Raw genomic sequence first — 19,162 nt, 5'->3', positions numbered from 1 at the left:
AAGACAAACCTTTTTCACATTTGTTGAGTGTGTGAAAAAGATTACTGCAAGGCGTAGTCGGGCCTTGGCGGAAGCATTGTTTTTCTGTCAATCTCAACCGCAAACTACTTATCCATAGCTCTGCTATAAAGTCGATTGACTGCTTCCATTACCATTTTCCAGTCGTAATTTCTTGCATAATCAAATTTTGCCTGATAAGAAGTCCATTGCACTATCAGCCCTTTCTCCGCTTCAATCCTCTCCAAAACCTTTCTGCCATCCTTCATCACATTCACAGACCTTCTCTTTTGAGCAGTAGCCATAAATGCTTGCTTTAATTTATCATCGGCGATTTCATTATCTTTTTCTATCTGTAAGATGGTTACATCATAAAAATCTCGTAATCTTGTATTGGCAATATCCCGCGAAATAATCGTTTCCAATTTTTCAGCCAATACCGTTTCTATATTGTAAGCAAGAATCCGTATCGTGCGTTCTTCAAACATCAGTTTATAATCAAATTCTACTTCCCGTGGAGAGATCACATCACCTGTCGAAAGATCCAGTTTCAAAGGTATCCTTGTGTTCTCCAATCTTGACTCCATTTTAATACGGATACCCGGATATTCGGCCTCGTCCATAATATGTTCCACTGATTTAATGTGAAAAGACATTCCATCTTCTATCTCAATCGCTGCGATTTCTTTAACCATCACTTCTGCATCATTTTCAGTCAAATTATAATTTTTCACGGTTGTATCGATATCTATGGTAGCTCTGTTATCCAATCCTACCAGGTGAGATACAAGCATCCCTCCTTTTAAAATCAGTTTGTCTTTATATTTTGATAAGGAAACACGTTCCAAAAATCGTTCCATAACATAGTTTCGCATCAGCGTATTGGCCTTGCTACTGTCTCCACCGGATTGATTTCTCACCAATGCCTTTAACTGTCTTGCAGTACGAATCATAACAGTGCCTCCAAATATTGTTTTATCTTTTTATCCACCCTGAATATCTTAGCATACTCCATGAGTTTAGGGATATTTTTGTTTTCCTTAAGATACTCCTTCACAGCCACCTGTTTATCCTGCGCATCAATTTCCGAACGGAAAACATCACAGATTGTTCTTTCTGCATCATAGCATGGCACCATATGACCCCCTGGTGTTAAAATCTGCCTGATGCCCACCTGGTATCTCTCTGCAATCGATGTATAAACCATAATACCAGATTTCGTCAACACATCAACCTTGTATCCATGCGGCAATGTAACTGTATATTTGACCGGTTCCCTGTCTGCCAATTCCAGTAAATATAAAGCAGTTTCATGGGAAAATACCGCTTTGTGATATTTCAGATGAATCACATAAAAATCATCTCCCCATGCATCTGGCGAGAGATAGATTCCTCTGGCAATTTTCTCATATTCTTTATTTTTTAAATACTCTAAACAATACTGCCTTGAAATACCTGCTTCGATCAGTTCCGCCAAACGGACAGTCCCGTTATTTTTATTGGAAATATCTTCTATTATTTTTTGCTTTGTCATTTCGCCACCTTACTTTCACACTACATATTTTATTTTAATGTAGTACAAAAGTCAAGTTTTGATTAAAATCTTTTACATTAAATGACCAAAACGACCACATTTGCCTTTTCAATAGAAAAGTCTTCAATAAACAACATATCAATAATACCGGCAAGAACACCGCTGGAAACAGCTGCCATGTAATCAATTCCATCTCCATTATTGGTTAACTTATCAATTTCAGCATTAAATTGATCTAGTACCTTTTGATTTTCTGCCAATTGCTCATCAATTGATGCCATTCCTTCAATAATCCGTTTTTGTCGTTCATCCATATTTTTTTGTAAAATCAACCGAGGGCAGAACTTCAAATTCAACAGCAAAATCCTCACATGTACTTTTTAAATCAACTAATGCATTCATAAACACTACTCCTTTTCGAATTGTAAGTTGCTTTTTTAACAATAAGTATACCATTTCCACACGCGTTGAAACGGGAGTTTTATACTACATAGCAATGGTAAATTCTTGCCCCTCCATGATAACAGTAGCCTTTTTGCACCCCAATAATTTGCTAGACTTTGCCCTCCAGCAACACGGCGGTTTCAACATGGTACGAAAGGACATCCAAAATAGCCAAGGCGTTCATTTCTTAAAAATACTCTTCTATTTTGAACCTTCTTCAAGAGATAAAATTCCATTATGTTGTTTAAACCTTTCAACTAAATCACCCGCTATACCTGTTTCTGGTTCTTTTTACTTCTTCATAAGCTTTAGCAACCTGCCCATAAAATAATTCTACATATTCCGCAATGGATTTATCAGTGTCTTCATTTTGGGTTAAGTAATTGCTTATTTCATAACCACATATTATTTACATACGATGCTAATTTCCATCCGTTTTTGGAACCATATAAATAGATTATTTTTATGTATTGCTTATAATATGCCATTATGCTAAGTTCATTCTATATGCTACTAAATCCCTATTTGCCATGTAACCAATTTAAAATATGATTTTTTGCACTCGTTAATTATTCATCCTCGTCCTCAAACGCCTCTTCACTTTCTTCCAATACTATCCTCAATATTGGACAATAATTCTGAACAGTATAAAATCAAATGATAATTTTGAAACCAATACTTTTCATCAATTAAACTCTTTAAAAAAATAATTTCCTCTTGTCCAAATAATCCATTCTTAAGGTAATAGGAAATAAGAATTTGATTATTTGATTTAACAACCAATTCTTTGTATTGCTCTAAAATATTAACAAATCCTAAAATAGATATTGCATAAAAATAATATAACTGTTCCTCATTGTAACTCTTTCTAAGACTTTCTTTATATCTAATTTGAAAAAAGGAATATAATTTTTGATTATCAAATGCTTCCATATCCGCAAATTTATCAATAGCATATAACATTGACTCTGGTGAGTATTTCAATAGAAAACATAACTGATGATAGTCATACTCTTTAACTTGAAATTGCCCTAATTTCAGTTCTCTAAAATATCTTATTTTAAAAACATTGTTTATAAATATTTTTTTCAATTTATCATCATCTAATTTTGACATACGATAAACCATCTGATTAATAAAATATAATTTATTATTGTCCTTTTCCGCTTTGAATCGAATATTACAATGGGCAACCAATTTCTTCCAATACCTTGCAACAAGATTGTGATTATTAAAGCTCTCATACGTCCAAATCTCTTTTTTATCGCTTCTTTCTAAATCATACATTTCCAAGACTTTATCAAATGTTAACACTACTTTCTCATTGTCTTCTTTATTACAAAAAAATAAAAATCATCTGAAAAATATGAAAAATTACAATCAACTCCCATTTGTAAAAACTGTTTTTCAAGAGTTTCACTAATATCTGCAAGATTTTTTTCAGCAAAATATAATGACAAGTAATTTCCCATTAATAAGCCATTTGTTGCACCACAATTCAAATTAGATAAATAACGTTCATCATGATTACAAGAATCAATTTTATGAGTGTAAATCCTACCATAATATTCTTTAATATCTAATCGAATCAAATTATCATAAATACACAAATTATTAAAATCATCTTCTAGCTGAACATCATACTCACCTGATGTAAAATCTCCAGTATCAATATTAGCTGATAACCTTTTATGACCCCAGTCCATACATTGTATATCTTCAAACTCTGGCAAATCTTTAAAATGGTAATATGCAGCAACCAAATTCAGAACATTTGGCATTTTCAACGTTCTATACTTATCATTATCTTTACGTATTCTAAAATTAAACGGCTCTGTCCAATCTAATTTGTCAATCTTAAAAGTGGCTATATCCGCTGGAAAAATCATATTATCAATATTTAAAAAATGTTTAACTGGATTTTTAAAATTATATATATTGTTTAGTTCCATTTCATTTCCTTTCTCACACACTAAAACAGTAAATAAATTACTAATATAAAATCAAACTTCCATCTATCGCTAATCAAGAACAATTTTATCAACCAGCAAATCATTTATCGCTTTTTCAACTCTACTTTTTATAATTCTTACATTCTTAAATCGAGATAGATTATCCTTATGCCATTCATAAATATCAGAATTTTCAATCAAACTTTTTTCATCAGTTGTAAAGTTTTCAAGATACGATTGATATATATTGTCTAAAATCATCTCTTTTTCTGAAAGAGATAAATACTCAAACAATATAAAATCATCAAAACGAGAAAATATTGGCATTCCCATACTCCTAATTACATCTTCTTGTGACATAAAATTAGAAGTACAAATGAAAATACATCTTGACAAATCAACCCTATAATTCGTATCAACATATACACCTTCATCAAACATCTGATAAAAAGCATTGTAAAAATTTGGATTAACCTTATCAAACTCATCAATAAGAACTATATTAGATTCTCTTGACATCAAATCCTTTGCAAAGCTACTTTTTGAATGCTCAGAACCGAAAACATAATTGTATCCTTCTGCTGTTTGCATCATTGAAAACTGCACTCTTAGTAAATTGCCACCTAGCACTTTGCTAATAACTTTAGCTGTTTCGGTTTTTCCGATTCCAGAATCTCCAAGAAACATAATAACAACTGGTTTTTTATATGCCTTGTTACATAATCTAAAGAGATTTGATAAAATCTCCCTCTTCGCTTTTGATTGTCCAACGATATTTGCACTAAGATTTTGCCATATTTCTTTCAAAACCTCCCTGTCTATATCTTTATATTCTGTTCCTTCATACTCTATATTATCTGCATAAGAAACTCGAAGTGCATCAATAACTCTTTTTGGAGGATTATGTAAAAACGTAGTATCAACATCATGGTTAGTTGTTACAATAGTAATAAAATTTTGAATAACATGCTCAAAGACAGAAGCATAATCATCCGCATGAACAATTAGATTTTTTACATCTATAGTTCCATGCAAATAAGCATGTTGCTGACGGAGATTTGCATTATAGTCTTTTATAAGTTCCATAAAATATGCAATATCATCTCCTTCAGGAATTTTCTCATCAAGAAATTTTTCAAAATCCTTTTTAGACCCAATATAAATATATATTTTGTTATTCATTATGCGACACCCCTGCTAATAAGACATCAAAAACTGTCAAAATATCCCCACTATTATTTCCCTCTCTTGTATCAGTGTCTCCATATCTGGGATTATCATAATTTGATGCCTCATCATCCACTGTAGCTGCATTTATCTCTGAAACTATAGAGATATTTTTGCGGTCGACTTTTCCTACAGGTACAGCATAAATAGTTAAGTCCATCTTCAATAAATCAGATATTTTATAATTATTTTTAAAACTATCAATATTAAATCTAAGAATTACAGAAGTGTTATCTTTCACACCTTCAAACTCAAAATATCCTTTTGCAAGCTTTATACTTTCATCCATTTTTAAAATATCTATACTTAAATCCAAATCTGTATTAACATTCAGTCCCTCACCTTTAAACATTTTCATATATGGTGAAATCATTATTATATAGCTCAGAGAATCCTTAATCACCTTAATTTTAATATCATTGAACACTTTTACTTGTGCTTTTTCGTCCTCAACAATATCTAAAAAGTCAGTTAAAATCGTATTTTGCAATATTGTTTTTACAAGAGATTCGCTTTTAAACGATGTTTCTAATTTTGATTCTGTTTGTACTTTCGCACCAAATCCTATTAAACTTCTAAAAAGACCATTTATTCCTACAGATGCTTCTGCCGCAATATTAGCTCCCCCATTATCGGTGTCCTCGCTAAGCAGTTCTGTCGTTTTCGTCAATTTACCACCTTCAATTATCTGAATATAATCAGTAACAGAACTCTCATCAAAATAAATTACTTTCGTGAGTTTTTTTGACATTACACTTCATCCTCTCATACATTTTCTATCAACAAACCTTATTATTTTGAATTATGTCAAAGTGTTTCAAAGCATCCTTTATCGCTTCCATTTTCTCCGCTGTCGGATGTTTCCTTGGCTGTTTTAATTCCTCTACCGCATTAGGGGCATCATACATCGGCAATCCTAACTCTCTTTTTACTTCTGCGATATATGCGGTATGTACCTTGAAGCCATATTTCGCTTCTATGTACTCCTTAATCATTTTGTAAGTAACACGCTCTTTCGGCTTGTACGCTTCGGCTCTTTTAGCGATATTATCAAGCGGTACTTTGCCCTCACCCTCGCCAAACTCCACTTTTACGTTGATTACGCTATCAGGTTTTTTGTGGGAAAGCATTACAACCGTCTCGACATTCCCCGTCGAAGGAAACATATCCACCGCACACGCCTTCTCCACCCGATACCCTCTCTCCTGCAAAACAACCAAATCCCTCACCAAGCTGGTAGGCTTGCAGGAAATATAGACAATCCTGTCCACCCCGAAATTGATAATCCTGTCAAGCGCCTTCGCGTGGACGCCATCTCTTGGCGGGTCCAGGATGATGATGTCCGGTTTGTCCGTGAGGTCGTCGATGACCTTCAGCACGTCGCCGGCGATGAACTCGCAGTTATTCAGGCCGTTCAGCCCGGCATTGATGCGGGCGGCCTCCACAGCTTCGGCGACAATCTCGACGCCCACCACTTTCTCGGCCACTGGGGCGATCATCTGGGCGATGGTGCCGGTGCCGCTGTATAAGTCGAAGACTACCTTGTCCTTGGTGTCGCCCACGTAGCCCCTGGCGGTCTCGTAGAGGACCTCGGCTCCCAGGGAGTTTGTCTGGAAGAAGGAGAATGGGGAGATTTTGAAGCGCAGGCCCAGAAGTTCCTCGTAGAAGAATTCCTGTCCGTACAGCACCACTGTCTCGTCGCTCTGAACCACATCCGCCAGACTGTCATTTTTAATATGGAGAATCCCCGCGAACGTCCCCTCTAACTCAAGCGCCAGGAGCCGGTTCTTCCACGCTTCCAGAATCCCGTCTTCTTCCCCCGGCAGCAGTTCCGTCTGAGTGGAGGTCACCAAGGCCACCAGTATCTCCCCGGTCTTCACCGCCCGGCGCACCAGCAGATGGCGCAGGTAGCCCACATGGCGCAGCTTCTTGTAGAACCCTACATTCAGCTCCCCAAAATACTCCTTTGTAGCCCTCAGAATATCCGTAAAGTCCTTGTGCACAATCCGGCAGCCCTCCACCGTCACCACATCGTGAAAGCTCCCTCTCCGGTGCATGCCCAGCGCCAGCGGACCATCCTTGTACTCATCTCCAAAGGAAAACTCCATCTTATTCCGGTATCCTTCCGCCACAGGGCTTGCCTTTATTCCCTCAAACTCGTAATCGTCACAGACACCATCCAGCAGCGTTTTCACCTGCTGCTCCTTGATCTTCAACTGCTCCTCATAGGGAATGCTCTGGGACACGCAGCCGCCGCAGATGCCAAAATGCTCACAGCGTCCTTCCTCCGACTCCAGCGGAGACATTTCCAGAACCTCCAAAAGTCTCCCCTCGCATTTCCCGTTCCTCTTTTTATTGATGGCAAACTTCACCTTCTGACCTGGCAGCGCGTTCTTCACCACGGCCTTCTCGCCGTCCACCACCACGATTCCCTTGTTGGGAAATTCCATCCGCTCCACATATCCCTCGTAAATCTCGCCCTTTTTCATCTATCCTAAACTCCTGTCTTAACCTTCTATCTTCCAAAACTTTCTTCTGGTTTTCTATCTTCAAAAAAAGCGTGCCCAGCATATCGAGCACGCTCTCTTTCCTATCTTATTCGTTATCTTCCGTCTCATCCTCGAAGAAGTCATCGTCAAAATCGTCTTCGAAATCATCCTCAAAATCTTCCAGATAATCTGGTGTAAAGAAACGGTACACGGCATAAGCAATTCCGGCTACCGCTGCAACGGCTCCAATAATCGCAAGCGCCCAGAGAATATTGTTTTTCTTCTTATCCTCTTCTTCTTTTCTGTGCAGGAACTCGTTCAGTCTGGTGGAATTCATGATATCCTCCATCCGGTTCATAGCATCCTTGCTGACCATATCAAATTTATTCATCACGCCCACGTCCTTTCTTTTAAATTGAAAACTCTCTCACCGATAGTATAACATTATATCCCTATTTTTACTATCCTATTTTATGGAATTTACGCAAATTTATACATTCAACAGCCTTACGCTTTTTTTAATTTTGCAAAGGACGCAAACATTTTCTTCACGCCGACCGTGTCAAAGCACACCGTCACCTCGTAATCTTTGCCGCCATCCTTCACGTCCAGCACGATGCCGTGGCCGAATTTGATGTGCATCACCTGGTCGCCCACCTGGTAGTCCAGCCCCTTCGCCTTCTCCACCGTAAATGCCTTCCCAAAGGCCGGCTGGCCGGACGGCATGGTTTTTGACGCGTAGGCGTTGCTCTTCGTCCCGAAGCTGCTGACTCCCGCCGGCTTCTCCGTCTTATTCCACGGAAGACCGCCGTCGTACATCTTATCGGCATTTCCCCGGCTGGAAAGTCTTGGCTCCAGACGGCTGGTCTCCAAAAGTTCTTCCGGTATCTCATCCACAAACCGGCTCACCTTGGAGTACCGGGTCTCCCCGTTCACCATCCGCTGTCTGGAACTGGTCATGGTAAGGTTTTCTTTCGCCCTGGTAATGCCCACGTAGCAGAGTCTCCGCTCCTCCTCCAGCTCCGCCGGGTCATCGGAGGAGATGGACATCATTCCCGGAAACAGTCCGTCGTCCATACCGCTTAAGTACACCCGCGGGAATTCCAGTCCCTTGGCGCTGTGAAGGGTCATTAACGTCACCCGGCTCTCCGATTCGTCCATCCGGTCGATGTCCGCCACCAGAGCCACCTCCTCCAGAAATTCATCCAGAGTGGGATGCTCGCTGTCCTCCGTATAGCTGACCGCCTTGTTGATCAATTCCTCGATATTTTCCAGTCTGGTCTGGGACTCCACTTCGCCTTCGTCCTCCAGTTCCGCCCGGTAGCCCGTATCCTCCAGGATGGCCTCAATCAAGTCCCGGATGGAACAGCCCTCCTCGTTTATCTTTCTTCGGAATTCCTCAATCAAATCCGTAAACCGGCCAATTTTCTCCGCCGTCTTTCCCATGCCGGGAATGACTCTGGCACGGAGCAGGGCATCATATAGACTCATCCCGTTGGCCGAGGCGAACATAGTGGCCCGCCCCAGTGTGGTCAGCCCGATTCCCCGCTTCGGCACGTTGAGAATACGCGAAACGGCAATATCATCCACCCCATTGGCAATGGTCTTTAAGTACGCCAGAATATCCTTGATCTCTTTTCTCTGATAGAAATTCACCCCGCCCACCAGCCGGTAAGGCACGTTGTAGGCGATGCATTTCTCCTCTAAAAGACGGGACTGGGCGTTGGTCCGGTACAGCACCACGCAGTCCTCGTAGGGGTACTCATTTTCCCGGATGTCTTTGACAATAAAATCCGCTTCCTCGTAAGCCTGGTCAAACTGGCAGAAGCGAATCTTCCCGCCCTCCCCGTTGGCCGTCCACAGCGTCTTGTCTTTTCTTCCCTTATTGTTGCGAATCACCGCGTTGGCCGAATCCAGGATGTTCTGGGTGGAGCGGTAATTCTGCTCCAGCTTTATCACTTTGGCGCCCGGATAGGACTCCTCAAAATTCAGGATATTCCCGATGTTGGCGCCGCGGAATTTGTAGATGGACTGGTCATCATCACCCACCACGCAGAGGTTTTTATATTTCCCGGCCAGCAGGCTGATCAGTTTAAACTGGGCCGTGTTGGTATCCTGGTACTCATCCACCATGATATACCGAAAACGCTCCTGATAGTAGTCAAGCACCTCCGGACAGTTCTGAAACAACTCCACCGTCTTCACAATCAAATCGTCAAAATCCAGGGCATTGTTCTTCTTTAACTGGTTCTGATACTCCTCGTAAATCTGCCCCACCTTCTGCTCCCGGAAATCCCCGCCTGCATTCAGCAGAAATTCCTCCGGCGTCACCAGCTCATCCTTAGCGCTGGATATTTTCCCAGCCACCGCCCGCTCCTTGTACATCTTCGTGTCGATGTCCAGCTTCTTCAGTATCTGCTTCAGCAGTGTCTTCTGGTCATCCGAGTCATAGATGGTAAAATTGGTGCTGTAACCCAGATTCTCAATGTGCCGCCGCAGGATCCGGACACAGGTGGAGTGAAAGGTGCTGACCCAGATACTCTCGGAGCCAAAGCCCACCTGCTTATCCACTCTCTCCCGCATTTCCCCCGCCGCCTTGTTGGTGAAGGTAATCGCCATGATATTCCACGGGTTCACCCCTTTTTCTTCAATCAGATAGGCAATCCGGTGTGTCAGCACCCTGGTTTTCCCGGAACCGGCCCCCGCCAGCACCAGAAGGGGTCCCTCCGTACAGAATACCGCCTCTTTCTGATTGGGATTTAAAGAATCATATGCACTCATTATGTTACCGCCTTTACTCATCCTTTGTCTGCGAAAACGCAGCCCGCCCCGCAGGGCATTTTATTCCATAGTAAGCATTATACACAAAATAAAAGGGGGCTGCAACATAATAAATTGCATCCCCCTTTGGCTTTTACTGCTGATTCGACTCGTCGTATGCTTTCCGCACGCACCTGGCTAACTGGTCCGCACAGGACGTAGGCTTGGGCCCGCAGGTGTTTCCCTTGAAGAATCCCTCTATCTGGTCCACGGTCATCCCATCTACTACTTTGCTGATAGCCTTCAGATTGCCATTACAGCCGTTGGTAAATTCTACATTGGTAACAATATTTCCATTCAAATCAAAACTGATTTTGGACGGACATACATTCTGTGGTCTCATCTCATATCTCATACTGCATACTCCTTGTCTGACTATTCTCTGAAACGTTCTGCCCTATCTGGGCAGTGATGTCTGCTTATTTTCCGCAGTAAGCAACTGCCTCGATTTCCACAAGAGCTGCCTTCGGAAGCGCTGCCACCTCAAATGCGGCTCTGGCCGGACATGCGCCGGTGAAGAAGGTTGCGTACACTTCGTTCATCGCCCCAAAATCAGCGATGGAATCTAACAGTACGGTCGTCTTTACCACGTTATCCATGGAAAGTCCTTCACTCTCTAAAATGCTCTTGATGTTGGTCAGTGACTGTCTCGTCTGTGACGCGATGTCATCCCCTGCAAACTGGCCGGTAGCCGGGTCGATAGGAAGCTGGCCGGATACGTATACGTAATCTCCGCCCTGAACTGCCTGGGAATAAGGTCCGATCGCTGCTGGTGCATTGTCTGTTGCAAATACTTTCTTCATAGTAATTTCCCCTCTCTTTTTCTTGAATCTGTCGTAGCACCCATTATACATAACTTTTGATAAAATTTCAATCACTATTATAGATTTTCTATCATTTTCTTCAGAAAGCCACATTTACCTCTTGTCATCTAGTATTGAATACTATATAATAGGTGGTGAGGTGAAATTATGAAAAGCAACGAAGAACGGTTACAGGAAATCCTGGCAAGACTGGATACTCTCTCTTATGTAAAGCCGGAACGCATTCCCAACATTGATTTGTACATGGACCAGGTCACCACCTTCATGGATGAACATTTGGTGAAAACCAAGCGTTACCCGGATGACAAGGTTTTGACAAAAACCATGATCAACAACTATGCCAAGAACAACCTGCTTCCGCCCCCTAATAAAAAGAAATATTCCAGACAGCATATTCTGTTACTGATATTTATCTATTACTTTAAAAATATGCTCTCTTTCAACGATATCGAGGAACTGTTCCGCCCTGTCACCGAAGTACATTTTAATGAAGGGGAGGATTTATCCCTGCAGGATATCTATGAGGAGATATTCTCCATGGAGAAGGAGCAGATGGAGCGGTTAAAGGAGGACATTGTCCAGAAGTACCAGGCTTCCACCGAGACCTTCCCGGAGCGTGAGGGCGAAGACAGGGATTATCTCCAGCTGTTTGCCTTCATCTGTGAACTGGGCTTTGATGTCTACCTAAAGAAGCAGACCATGGAACTGTTGATTGACCAGATTCGTGAAGAACATCCCAATGCCGGGAAAAAAAGGAAGCAGCCGTGATGGCTGCTTTCTATTTCTCCGCCTGTAAACGTTCGAATACCATGTCATAGCCATCGTTTCCATAATTTAAAGAACGGTTGACACGGCTGATAGTAGCAGTGGATGCGCCTGTCTTCTCGGCAATCTCCAGATAGGTGTTGTTCTCCCGAAGCATCCTGGCTACCTCGTAGCGCTGTGACAGTGACAACAGCTCGTTCACCGTGCACACATCCTCGAAGAACGAATAACATTCGTCCGCATCTTTCAATGTCAGTATGGCCTGAAATAGATGGTCTACTGCATCTGTCTTAATCTTTTTATTCATGACGTAATCCCCTTTACTCTTCCCCATTTTAGCACATTAACCTTTTAAAGTCCATACCTTCTAATCTTAAGAAAGCATAAATTTTTCCACCACATGGGCGATTCCGTCATCATTGTTGGACAACGTCACGTAGCCGGCCGCCTGTTTCAGCGGCAGAATAGCATTTTCCATGGCGACTCCCAGACCGGCGTACTGAATCATGGTCAAATCGTTGTAGCCGTCACCGCAGGCAATCATCTGCTCCCGGCTTAAGCCGATGCTTTCCAGCAGACGCCCCAGGGACTGGGCCTTGTCGATGCCCCTTGGCATAATCTCCAGAAAGTATGGCTCCGAGCGGTAAATGCTGAAGGGCTTGCCGAGTTTCGCCTTCACCTGGGCCTCCACCAGCGCCAGATAGTCGCCGTCGTCCAGCATCAGGAATTTGGGCACCTGGAAGGTGACGTAGGACTCCATGTCCGCCCGCGCCTCCACCTCCAGTTTGTTGATGGCCGACTCCTTCGCCACATAAGGGCAGGCGCCGTCCAGCGTGATAATCTTATCCCCCTCATAGGTCAGAATATTAACCCCCTGATCAACGGCCAGGCGGATGATGGCGGCATTGTACTCCACGGGAATGCAGCGGCTGAACACGGTCTCGCCGGTTTTACAGTCCATAATGACGCCCCCGTTGTAGGATAAAATGTACCCGCCGTATACCTCCAGCTCCAGTTCCTTCGCCAGCGGCAAAACGCCGTAGGTGGGACGGCCGCTGGCCAGCACCACTTTCTTTCCCTGCTTTTGCAGCTCCATCAACGCCATCTTCGTCTTCGGGGTAATGATTTTATCCCGGTTTGTCAGCGTGCCGTCCAAATCCAGCACCAGTATCTGATAGTCCATAGTATCTCCTTGAATCTGATATTGTATCATATGTTCCCTATTATAACATAATTTTTCTATTCCCGATATGATAATCCAAAAAAATCGAACTGAACCAGGCACTCCCTCCCCGTTTTTTAATATCATGATAGTATTAGAAGCAAAATCAGGAGGTTTTCATGAAAAAATTAATATGCATGGCCACGGCGGCCGCCATGGTCTGCCTGTCACTTGCCGGATGCCAGAAGACGGACAGTGGCAGCAGTCTGACGCCTGTCACCTTAAACGAAGTGGCCCATTCGATTTTCTATGCGCCCCAGTATGCGGCTATCGAGCTGGGATATTTTAAGGACGAGGGCATTGATTTGACGCTGGTCAATGGGGCCGGCGCCGACAAGGTGATGACTGCTCTGGTGTCCGGGGACGCCGATATCGGTTTTATGGGCTCGGAAGCCAGTATCTATACTTATATGAACGGGGCCGAGGACTACGCCGTCAACTTCGCCCAGCTGACCCAGCGGGCCGGCAACTTCCTGGTGGGACGCCAGCCGGAAGAGAATTTCCAGTGGTCCAGCCTGGCCGGCAAGAAGGTCCTTGGCGGCAGAGCCGGCGGCATGCCCCAGATGGTCTTCGAGTATATTTTAAAGAAAAATGGTCTCGACCCCAAGACGGATTTGACCATCGACCAGAGCATTAACTTTGGGTTGACAGCGGCGGCATTTACCAGCGACGACGCGGATTACACCGTGGAGTTTGAGCCGTTTGCCACCGGGCTTGAGGTGGAAGGCAGCGGTTATGTGGTGGCCTCCCTGGGCGAGGAATCCGGCTACGTGCCATACACCGCCTACTGCGCAAAGAAGAGTTATATGGAGAAAAACCCGGAGCTGATTCAGAAGTTCACCAACGCCATCCAGAAGGGCATGGATTATGTAAACTCACACAGCGCGGAGGAGATTGCAAAGACCATCCAGCCCCAGTTTAAGGAGACGGATTTGGAGAAAATCACGCTGATTGTAGACCGATATAAACAGCAGGATACCTGGAAGGACGACACCGTCTTTGAGAAAGAAAGCTTTGAACTGCTCCAGAACATCCTGGAGGAAGCCGGAGAACTGGAGACCCGCGTGCCTTATGAGAATCTGGTCACCACGGAGTTTGCCAAGACGGCGGCCAAATAAACCGTCATGACGCCAACCGGTCGAACCGGTCATGCGGCCCAGCTTTTCAGCTTACTCAGCTTAAGAAAATTGAAACTTTCTTTTTCCCAAAATAAAAGGTATAATCAAAGTACTTATGAGCACGTTTTATGCTGACTTTTGGAGGACACCGGAAATGAAGCTGCTGCTTCGAACCAAGCGAAAACACAACTTAATTCTGATCGTACTCACCAGTTTCCTGTGGGCCGCCCTGTGGCTGTCCATGGGGAACTTTCCTGCGTGGGCCGCTTCCTCCGGTATTCTCTCCAATTCCAAGGCTGCCGTCGACATTTCCCAGGTCTCCGAGGGCATCCTGAAAATCCGTTACACCGGCGGCAAACAGGTGAAAATCAAGGTGCAGATCACAAAGGACGACAAGACCATCTACACCTACAATCTAAACAACAGCGGCACCTACGAGACCTTCCCGCTGACGGAAGGGGATGGCACCTACTCCGTCAAGGTTCTGGAAAATGTCTCCGGCAACCGGTACTCTGTGGCCTGCTCGGTCTCCGTGGAAGTCGCCCTGTCAAACAGCTTCGCCCCCTTCCTCCACCCCAATCAGTTCGTCAACTACACGGAGGATACCAAAGCCGTGGAGCTGGCCAAAGAGCTGACGGAGAACAAGAAGGATGACCTGGAAAAAATCAGCGCCGTCTTTGATTATGTGGTAGATCATATTTCCTACGACGACACCCTGGCCGCCACGGCCGAGAGCGGATACATTCCCAATCTGGACCAGGTGCTGAAAAAACAGACCGGCATCTGCTTCGACTACGCCGCCGTCATGGCCGCCATGCTTCGAAGCCAGAACATTCCCTGCAAGCTGGTGGTCGGATACGCCGGCACCACCTACCACGCATGGATCAATGTCTATGTCAGCGGAAAAGGCTGGGTGGACAAGTTCATCTACTTCGACGGCAAAACCTGGACCCTGATGGACCCCACCACCCTGTCCAGCGGCGGGCGCAGCAAGGCCGCCAAGAATTTTGTGACCAACGCTGACAATTACACTCAAAAATATGCCTATTGACACATACAAATCATAAAAAAGGAGATTGCCCTATGGCCTCTACAACAACGAAACGAACCCGTGATATGCTGACAGACGAAGAATTGTCTGTCCTCTGCTATGAACTGTCCCAGTTAAACCAGTCCGGTATCTCCTGGACGGAGAGCGCCTCTCTTCTGCTGAGCGATAACCCATCCAGACGCATCCGTCTGGCCCTGGAAGCGCTCCGCCTGAAGACGACTGATGGCAGTTCCTTCACCGCCGTCTTACAAGCGACGGAACTGTTCCCCTCCTACTGCATCCACATGCTGGAAATCGGGGAGCTGACCGGACGGCTGGACACCGTTTTAGCCGCCCTCTCCGACTACTACAAGCGGGAGCACGCCTTAAACGAGACCATTCAGCGGGCAGTGACCTACCCCTGCGTCATGACGGCCCTGACCGCCCTGATTTTTCTGATTCTGCTCCGGCGGATCTTCCCCATCTTCTCACAGGTATTTTCCCTGTTTGACAGCGGAATGTCCCCCGCGGCTTCGTTTCTGCTGGGACAAAATCCTGCCGGTCTTGCCATCCTGACAGGCGCCGCCGTGGCCCTGTTTCTGGTGGCGGTTCTGGCCCTTATCCTGTTTCACAGCCGGTGGGGGCTGGCGGCATTTTCCAGGGGAAAGTCCTCGGCGGCCATCGGGCGGGCCCGGTTTGCTTCCGCCATGTCGCTGATGATTTCCAGTGGACTCGGAATGGACGAGGCCCTGGAACAGACCGGAAAACTTCTGGAGGAGACGCCCCTGGCTTCCATGTGCGCAGACTGCCAGAAGCGGGTAAACGATGGCGCCCCCTTTACCGAGGCCGTGACCGGCTCCGGCATTTTCTCCGGGATGGAGGCCGGGATGCTGACCATGGGATTTCGCACCGGCACCATGGAGAACGTGATGGAGGAACTGGCCAGAAGAAGCCAGCTAAACGCGGACGTGCGGTTAAACCAGTCCCTGAACCGTTTTGAGTACGGGCTGGTGATTCTGCTCTGCGTCACCGTGGGCGGCATGCTGCTGACCGTGATGCTGCCGCTGCTTCAGATGCTTGCTTCCCTTGGAGGCTGAACATAACCGTTTCGGAGGTCTTTTTATGAAGAAAATGATACTGCCATCCATCCTTATCCTGGCTCTGCTGGCCCTCTATCTCGCCGCAGGCCCCTTAGAGCGCCGTGTCAGCGGGGAAAGTCTGTCCATCCTGGAGCAGTCCATCCGCCGGGGAGCCGTGCAGTGCTACGCCCTGGAAGGCGCCTACCCGGAAGATATCTCCTATCTTAAGCAGCGCTACGGCGTCGCCTACGACAGCGAGCTCTATTACGTGGACTACACCTATCTGGCATCCAACTTAATGCCTGACATCACCGTACTGCCACAATCCTGACAGGAAGAAGGAGAGTGTTATGACTGACATTCACGACTTTACAAAAATAAAAAATATGATGGCCCTGCTGCTGTGCGCCATGTTTTTTCTTCTCTGCGCCACGCTGACTTTAAGCGGCGGCCGGCTTTACGCCCAGACCGCAGACGCCGGCAGCGTCAACTACCAGAGCCGCACCGCCCTCTCCTACCTGGTCAACCAGATACGGCAGGGGGACCGGGCGGATGGCGGCATCGCCGTCACAAGCTTTGGCGGCCAGGACGCGGTCTGTATCCGGGAGCAGCTGGAGGGGGGCAGTTTTCTGACCCTGCTGTACTGCTACGACGGCCAGCTGCGGGAGCTGTTTATGGAGGAAGGCACCGGGCTTCAGCCCGGCGACGGAACGCCGCTGCTGCCTCTCGACGGTCTGTCCGTCACCGCCTGTGACGGCGTGATGACACTGACTGTCACACTGCCGGAGCAGGGCGCTACCCGCCAGGTTTCACTGGCGCCAAGATGCGGGATCAAGGAGGATTACGGCTTATGAATACATCTACCAGATTTCGACTTCTCATACTGGAGCTGTTAGGCAGCTTCTCCATCCTGGTTCTCTGCGCCCTGGTCTGCTTAAGTTTCCTGGCAAAAGCCAGGCAGATGAGCAATGAGAGCACGGAACTGACCCGGGCCGTCTATCTGGCCCAGTCCGCCGCCGAGGTGTGGAAGGCCGGCGGCCAGCCCACCGCCGGGGAGGACGGCTATACCGTCAGCATTACCCCGCTGGAACAAAAGGACGGGCTGTCTGTCTGCGAAATCTCCGTCTTAAAAGGGGAGACCGTGGTCTATACCCTGAAGGAGGTGGCGTCCTATGAGTGAGAAATCAAACGCATCCCCTGTGGGAACCGGGCTTTTGACCCTGCTTACCGTGCTGCTGGTGCTGGTGCTGGCCGTGTTCTCCATTCTCACCTTTATCTCGGCCAGGGCCGATTTGTCCCTGTCCCGGATCAATGCCGACACGGTGTCCGCCTACTATGAGGCCGATACCAGCGCGGTGCGCCAGATTCAGGCGTTCGATATCAGCGGGAAACCGGAACTGGCTTTCACGGTTCCCATGACCAAGCGGCAGTCTCTGTCCGTCCATGTCACAAGAAATGAAGATTCTTCCCTGAAGATTCTGTCCTGGAACGTGGTTTCCGACGGAGCGGAGGGGATTATCATACCGGACTAAAAACGTTGGAGGTACCTTATGGAATTGCAGGAAATACTGGAATACGCCGCGCAGCATGACGCGTCGGATATTCTCATCATCGCAGGCATGCCTGTGTCATTTAAAATCGGCGGCAAGCTGGAGCGGCTGGGGGACAAACTCTACCCGGAACACACCAGCGCGCTGACCAAATCGCTGTACAGTCTGGCAGGGCGGGATATCGTCTCACTGATTGAGCGGGGGGACGATGATTTCTCCTTCTCCCTGCCCGGCATCTGCCGTTTCCGGGCCAACGCCCTGCGGCAGAGAGGTTCTCTGGGACTTGTCATCCGGGTGATCTCCTTCGGTCTGCCGGACGCGTCCAGCCTCCACATTCCACAGGAGGTCATGGACTTTGCGTCGAAACGCCACGGCCTGGTGCTGGTCACCGGCCCTGCGGGGAGCGGCAAAACCACCACCCTGGCCTGCATGGTGGACGCCATCAACTCCACCAGGGAAGCCCATATCATCACCATCGAGGACCCCATTGAGTACCTCCACTCCCACAAAAAGAGCGTAGTAATCCAGCGGGAGCTTTACACGGACACCCAGTCCTACCACGTGGCTCTCCGGGCCGCCTTAAGAGAAGTACCCGATATCATTCTCCTGGGGGAAATGCGGGACGCCGAGACCATCAGCGCCGCGGTGACAGCGGCGGAGACCGGCCATCTGGTCATCTCCACCCTCCACACCATCGGCGCCGCCAACACGGTGGACCGTATCGTGGACACCTTCCCTCCACAGCAGCAACAGCCGGTAAGGACCCAGCTGGCCATGGTTTTGGAAGGGGTGGTCTCCCAGAAGCTGATGCCCTCCGTGGACAACGGCCAGGTTCCCGCCTTCGAAATCATGAAGTCCAACAGCGCCATCCGGACCATGATACGGGAATCCAAATCCTACCAGTTGAGCAACGCCATCTCCTCCTCCGCCTCGGAGGGCATGATGACCATGGACCAGAGCATCTTAAAGCTGTTCCGGGAGGGGAAAATCACGGAAGAGACAGCTCTGCGATATGCGGAGAATATTGATTTCATGAAAAAAATGATAAGCGGCATGTAACCGTATTGGTTCATGCAGACAGAATACGGACATAATGCGGACATTAAAAAAG

Annotated in this window: 23 protein-coding genes; 9 read left to right on the top strand and 14 right to left on the bottom strand. The window is 46.4% G+C overall.

Going from position 1 to position 19,162, the window contains the following annotated elements; genetic code table 11:
* Positions 1–104: 104 nt before the first annotated feature.
* From HMPREF9473_RS07070 to HMPREF9473_RS07020, 12 genes are all read right to left on the bottom strand, one after another.
* Entirely contained in the window at positions 105–950 is an 846-nt protein-coding gene (locus tag HMPREF9473_RS07070) for a nucleotidyl transferase AbiEii/AbiGii toxin family protein (RefSeq protein ID WP_006779392.1), read from the bottom strand.
* A complete protein-coding gene (locus HMPREF9473_RS07065; protein WP_006779391.1) occupies positions 947–1,531 on the bottom strand; it encodes a type IV toxin-antitoxin system AbiEi family antitoxin domain-containing protein in 585 nt (194 codons plus the stop codon). Before HMPREF9473_RS07065 ends, HMPREF9473_RS07070 begins: the two co-directional genes overlap by 4 nt.
* A gap of 77 nt (positions 1,532–1,608) precedes the next feature.
* Complete coding sequence (locus HMPREF9473_RS07060; protein ID WP_138669956.1) at positions 1,609–1,845, bottom strand: hypothetical protein; 237 nt, start codon at positions 1,843–1,845, stop codon at positions 1,609–1,611.
* Positions 1,846–2,572: 727 nt separating this feature from the next.
* Entirely contained in the window at positions 2,573–3,289 is a 717-nt protein-coding gene (locus tag HMPREF9473_RS26060) for a hypothetical protein (protein ID WP_006779389.1), read from the bottom strand.
* Positions 3,289–3,927, bottom strand: coding sequence for a hypothetical protein (locus tag HMPREF9473_RS26055; RefSeq protein WP_006779388.1), 639 nt, complete (start codon positions 3,925–3,927; stop codon positions 3,289–3,291). Before HMPREF9473_RS26055 ends, HMPREF9473_RS26060 begins: the two co-directional genes overlap by 1 nt.
* A 69-nt stretch (positions 3,928–3,996) precedes the next feature.
* Positions 3,997–5,109, bottom strand: a complete 1,113-nt coding sequence (locus HMPREF9473_RS07050; protein WP_006779387.1) for an AAA family ATPase — start codon at positions 5,107–5,109, stop codon at positions 3,997–3,999.
* A complete protein-coding gene (locus HMPREF9473_RS07045; RefSeq protein ID WP_006779386.1) occupies positions 5,102–5,905 on the bottom strand; it encodes a DUF6414 family protein in 804 nt (267 codons plus the stop codon). Before HMPREF9473_RS07045 ends, HMPREF9473_RS07050 begins: the two co-directional genes overlap by 8 nt.
* A gap of 28 nt (positions 5,906–5,933) precedes the next feature.
* A complete protein-coding gene (gene rlmD, locus HMPREF9473_RS07040; protein ID WP_006779385.1) occupies positions 5,934–7,643 on the bottom strand; it encodes a 23S rRNA (uracil(1939)-C(5))-methyltransferase RlmD in 1,710 nt (569 codons plus the stop codon).
* Positions 7,644–7,749: 106 nt separating this feature from the next.
* Complete coding sequence (locus HMPREF9473_RS07035) at positions 7,750–8,034, bottom strand: hypothetical protein (protein WP_006779384.1); 285 nt, start codon at positions 8,032–8,034, stop codon at positions 7,750–7,752.
* Positions 8,035–8,150: 116 nt separating this feature from the next.
* Positions 8,151–10,424, bottom strand: a complete 2,274-nt coding sequence (gene pcrA, locus HMPREF9473_RS07030) for a DNA helicase PcrA (RefSeq protein ID WP_006779383.1) — start codon at positions 10,422–10,424, stop codon at positions 8,151–8,153.
* A 133-nt stretch (positions 10,425–10,557) separates the two neighbouring features.
* Complete coding sequence (locus HMPREF9473_RS07025; protein ID WP_006779382.1) at positions 10,558–10,818, bottom strand: TIGR03905 family TSCPD domain-containing protein; 261 nt, start codon at positions 10,816–10,818, stop codon at positions 10,558–10,560.
* A 64-nt stretch (positions 10,819–10,882) separates the two neighbouring features.
* The gene (locus tag HMPREF9473_RS07020) at positions 10,883–11,266 is read right to left on the bottom strand and encodes a RidA family protein (RefSeq protein WP_006779381.1); all 384 of its coding nucleotides are present in this window, start codon (positions 11,264–11,266) and stop codon (positions 10,883–10,885) included.
* A 168-nt stretch (positions 11,267–11,434) separates the two neighbouring features.
* On the opposite strand from HMPREF9473_RS07020, the gene HMPREF9473_RS07015 reads away from it, so the two are divergent.
* On the top strand, positions 11,435–12,055 hold the full coding sequence (locus tag HMPREF9473_RS07015) for a DUF1836 domain-containing protein (RefSeq protein WP_006779380.1): 621 nt from the start codon (positions 11,435–11,437) through the stop codon (positions 12,053–12,055).
* 10 nt (positions 12,056–12,065) lie between these two features.
* On the opposite strand, the gene HMPREF9473_RS07010 is transcribed toward HMPREF9473_RS07015, so the two are convergent.
* The gene (locus HMPREF9473_RS07010; protein ID WP_034858070.1) at positions 12,066–12,359 is read right to left on the bottom strand and encodes a YerC/YecD family TrpR-related protein; all 294 of its coding nucleotides are present in this window, start codon (positions 12,357–12,359) and stop codon (positions 12,066–12,068) included.
* A gap of 66 nt (positions 12,360–12,425) precedes the next feature.
* Positions 12,426–13,235, bottom strand: coding sequence for a Cof-type HAD-IIB family hydrolase (locus HMPREF9473_RS07005; RefSeq protein ID WP_006779378.1), 810 nt, complete (start codon positions 13,233–13,235; stop codon positions 12,426–12,428).
* A 158-nt stretch (positions 13,236–13,393) separates the two neighbouring features.
* Between HMPREF9473_RS07005 and HMPREF9473_RS07000 the strand changes: the two genes are divergently transcribed.
* The 8 genes from HMPREF9473_RS07000 to HMPREF9473_RS06965 all read left to right on the top strand — a co-directional run bounded on the left by HMPREF9473_RS07000 (position 13,394) and on the right by HMPREF9473_RS06965 (position 19,110).
* Entirely contained in the window at positions 13,394–14,392 is a 999-nt protein-coding gene (locus HMPREF9473_RS07000) for an ABC transporter substrate-binding protein (RefSeq protein ID WP_006779377.1), read from the top strand.
* Positions 14,393–14,507: 115 nt separating this feature from the next.
* Entirely contained in the window at positions 14,508–15,443 is a 936-nt protein-coding gene (locus HMPREF9473_RS06995) for a transglutaminase-like domain-containing protein (protein ID WP_138669951.1), read from the top strand.
* A gap of 32 nt (positions 15,444–15,475) precedes the next feature.
* On the top strand, positions 15,476–16,519 hold the full coding sequence (locus HMPREF9473_RS06990; protein WP_006779375.1) for a type II secretion system F family protein: 1,044 nt from the start codon (positions 15,476–15,478) through the stop codon (positions 16,517–16,519).
* Positions 16,520–16,544: 25 nt separating this feature from the next.
* Positions 16,545–16,832, top strand: a complete 288-nt coding sequence (locus HMPREF9473_RS06985) for a hypothetical protein (protein WP_006779374.1) — start codon at positions 16,545–16,547, stop codon at positions 16,830–16,832.
* A 19-nt stretch (positions 16,833–16,851) separates the two neighbouring features.
* Positions 16,852–17,355, top strand: a complete 504-nt coding sequence (locus HMPREF9473_RS06980) for a DUF4860 domain-containing protein (protein WP_006779373.1) — start codon at positions 16,852–16,854, stop codon at positions 17,353–17,355.
* Entirely contained in the window at positions 17,352–17,681 is a 330-nt protein-coding gene (locus tag HMPREF9473_RS06975; protein ID WP_006779372.1) for a type IV pilus modification PilV family protein, read from the top strand. Before HMPREF9473_RS06980 ends, HMPREF9473_RS06975 begins: the two co-directional genes overlap by 4 nt.
* The gene (locus HMPREF9473_RS26050; protein WP_006779371.1) at positions 17,674–18,033 is read left to right on the top strand and encodes a hypothetical protein; all 360 of its coding nucleotides are present in this window, start codon (positions 17,674–17,676) and stop codon (positions 18,031–18,033) included. The genes HMPREF9473_RS06975 and HMPREF9473_RS26050 overlap by 8 nt, the downstream gene beginning before the upstream one ends.
* An 18-nt stretch (positions 18,034–18,051) precedes the next feature.
* The gene (locus tag HMPREF9473_RS06965) at positions 18,052–19,110 is read left to right on the top strand and encodes a type IV pilus twitching motility protein PilT (RefSeq protein ID WP_006779370.1); all 1,059 of its coding nucleotides are present in this window, start codon (positions 18,052–18,054) and stop codon (positions 19,108–19,110) included.
* The last annotated feature ends 52 nt before the right edge of the window (positions 19,111–19,162 follow it).

The organism is Hungatella hathewayi WAL-18680 (assembly GCF_000235505.1).
In the GTDB taxonomy this organism is placed as follows: domain Bacteria; phylum Bacillota; class Clostridia; order Lachnospirales; family Lachnospiraceae; genus Hungatella_A; species Hungatella_A hathewayi_A.
The sequence above is the reverse complement of the archived record's forward strand: the minus strand, read 5'-3'. Positions and strand labels throughout refer to the sequence as shown.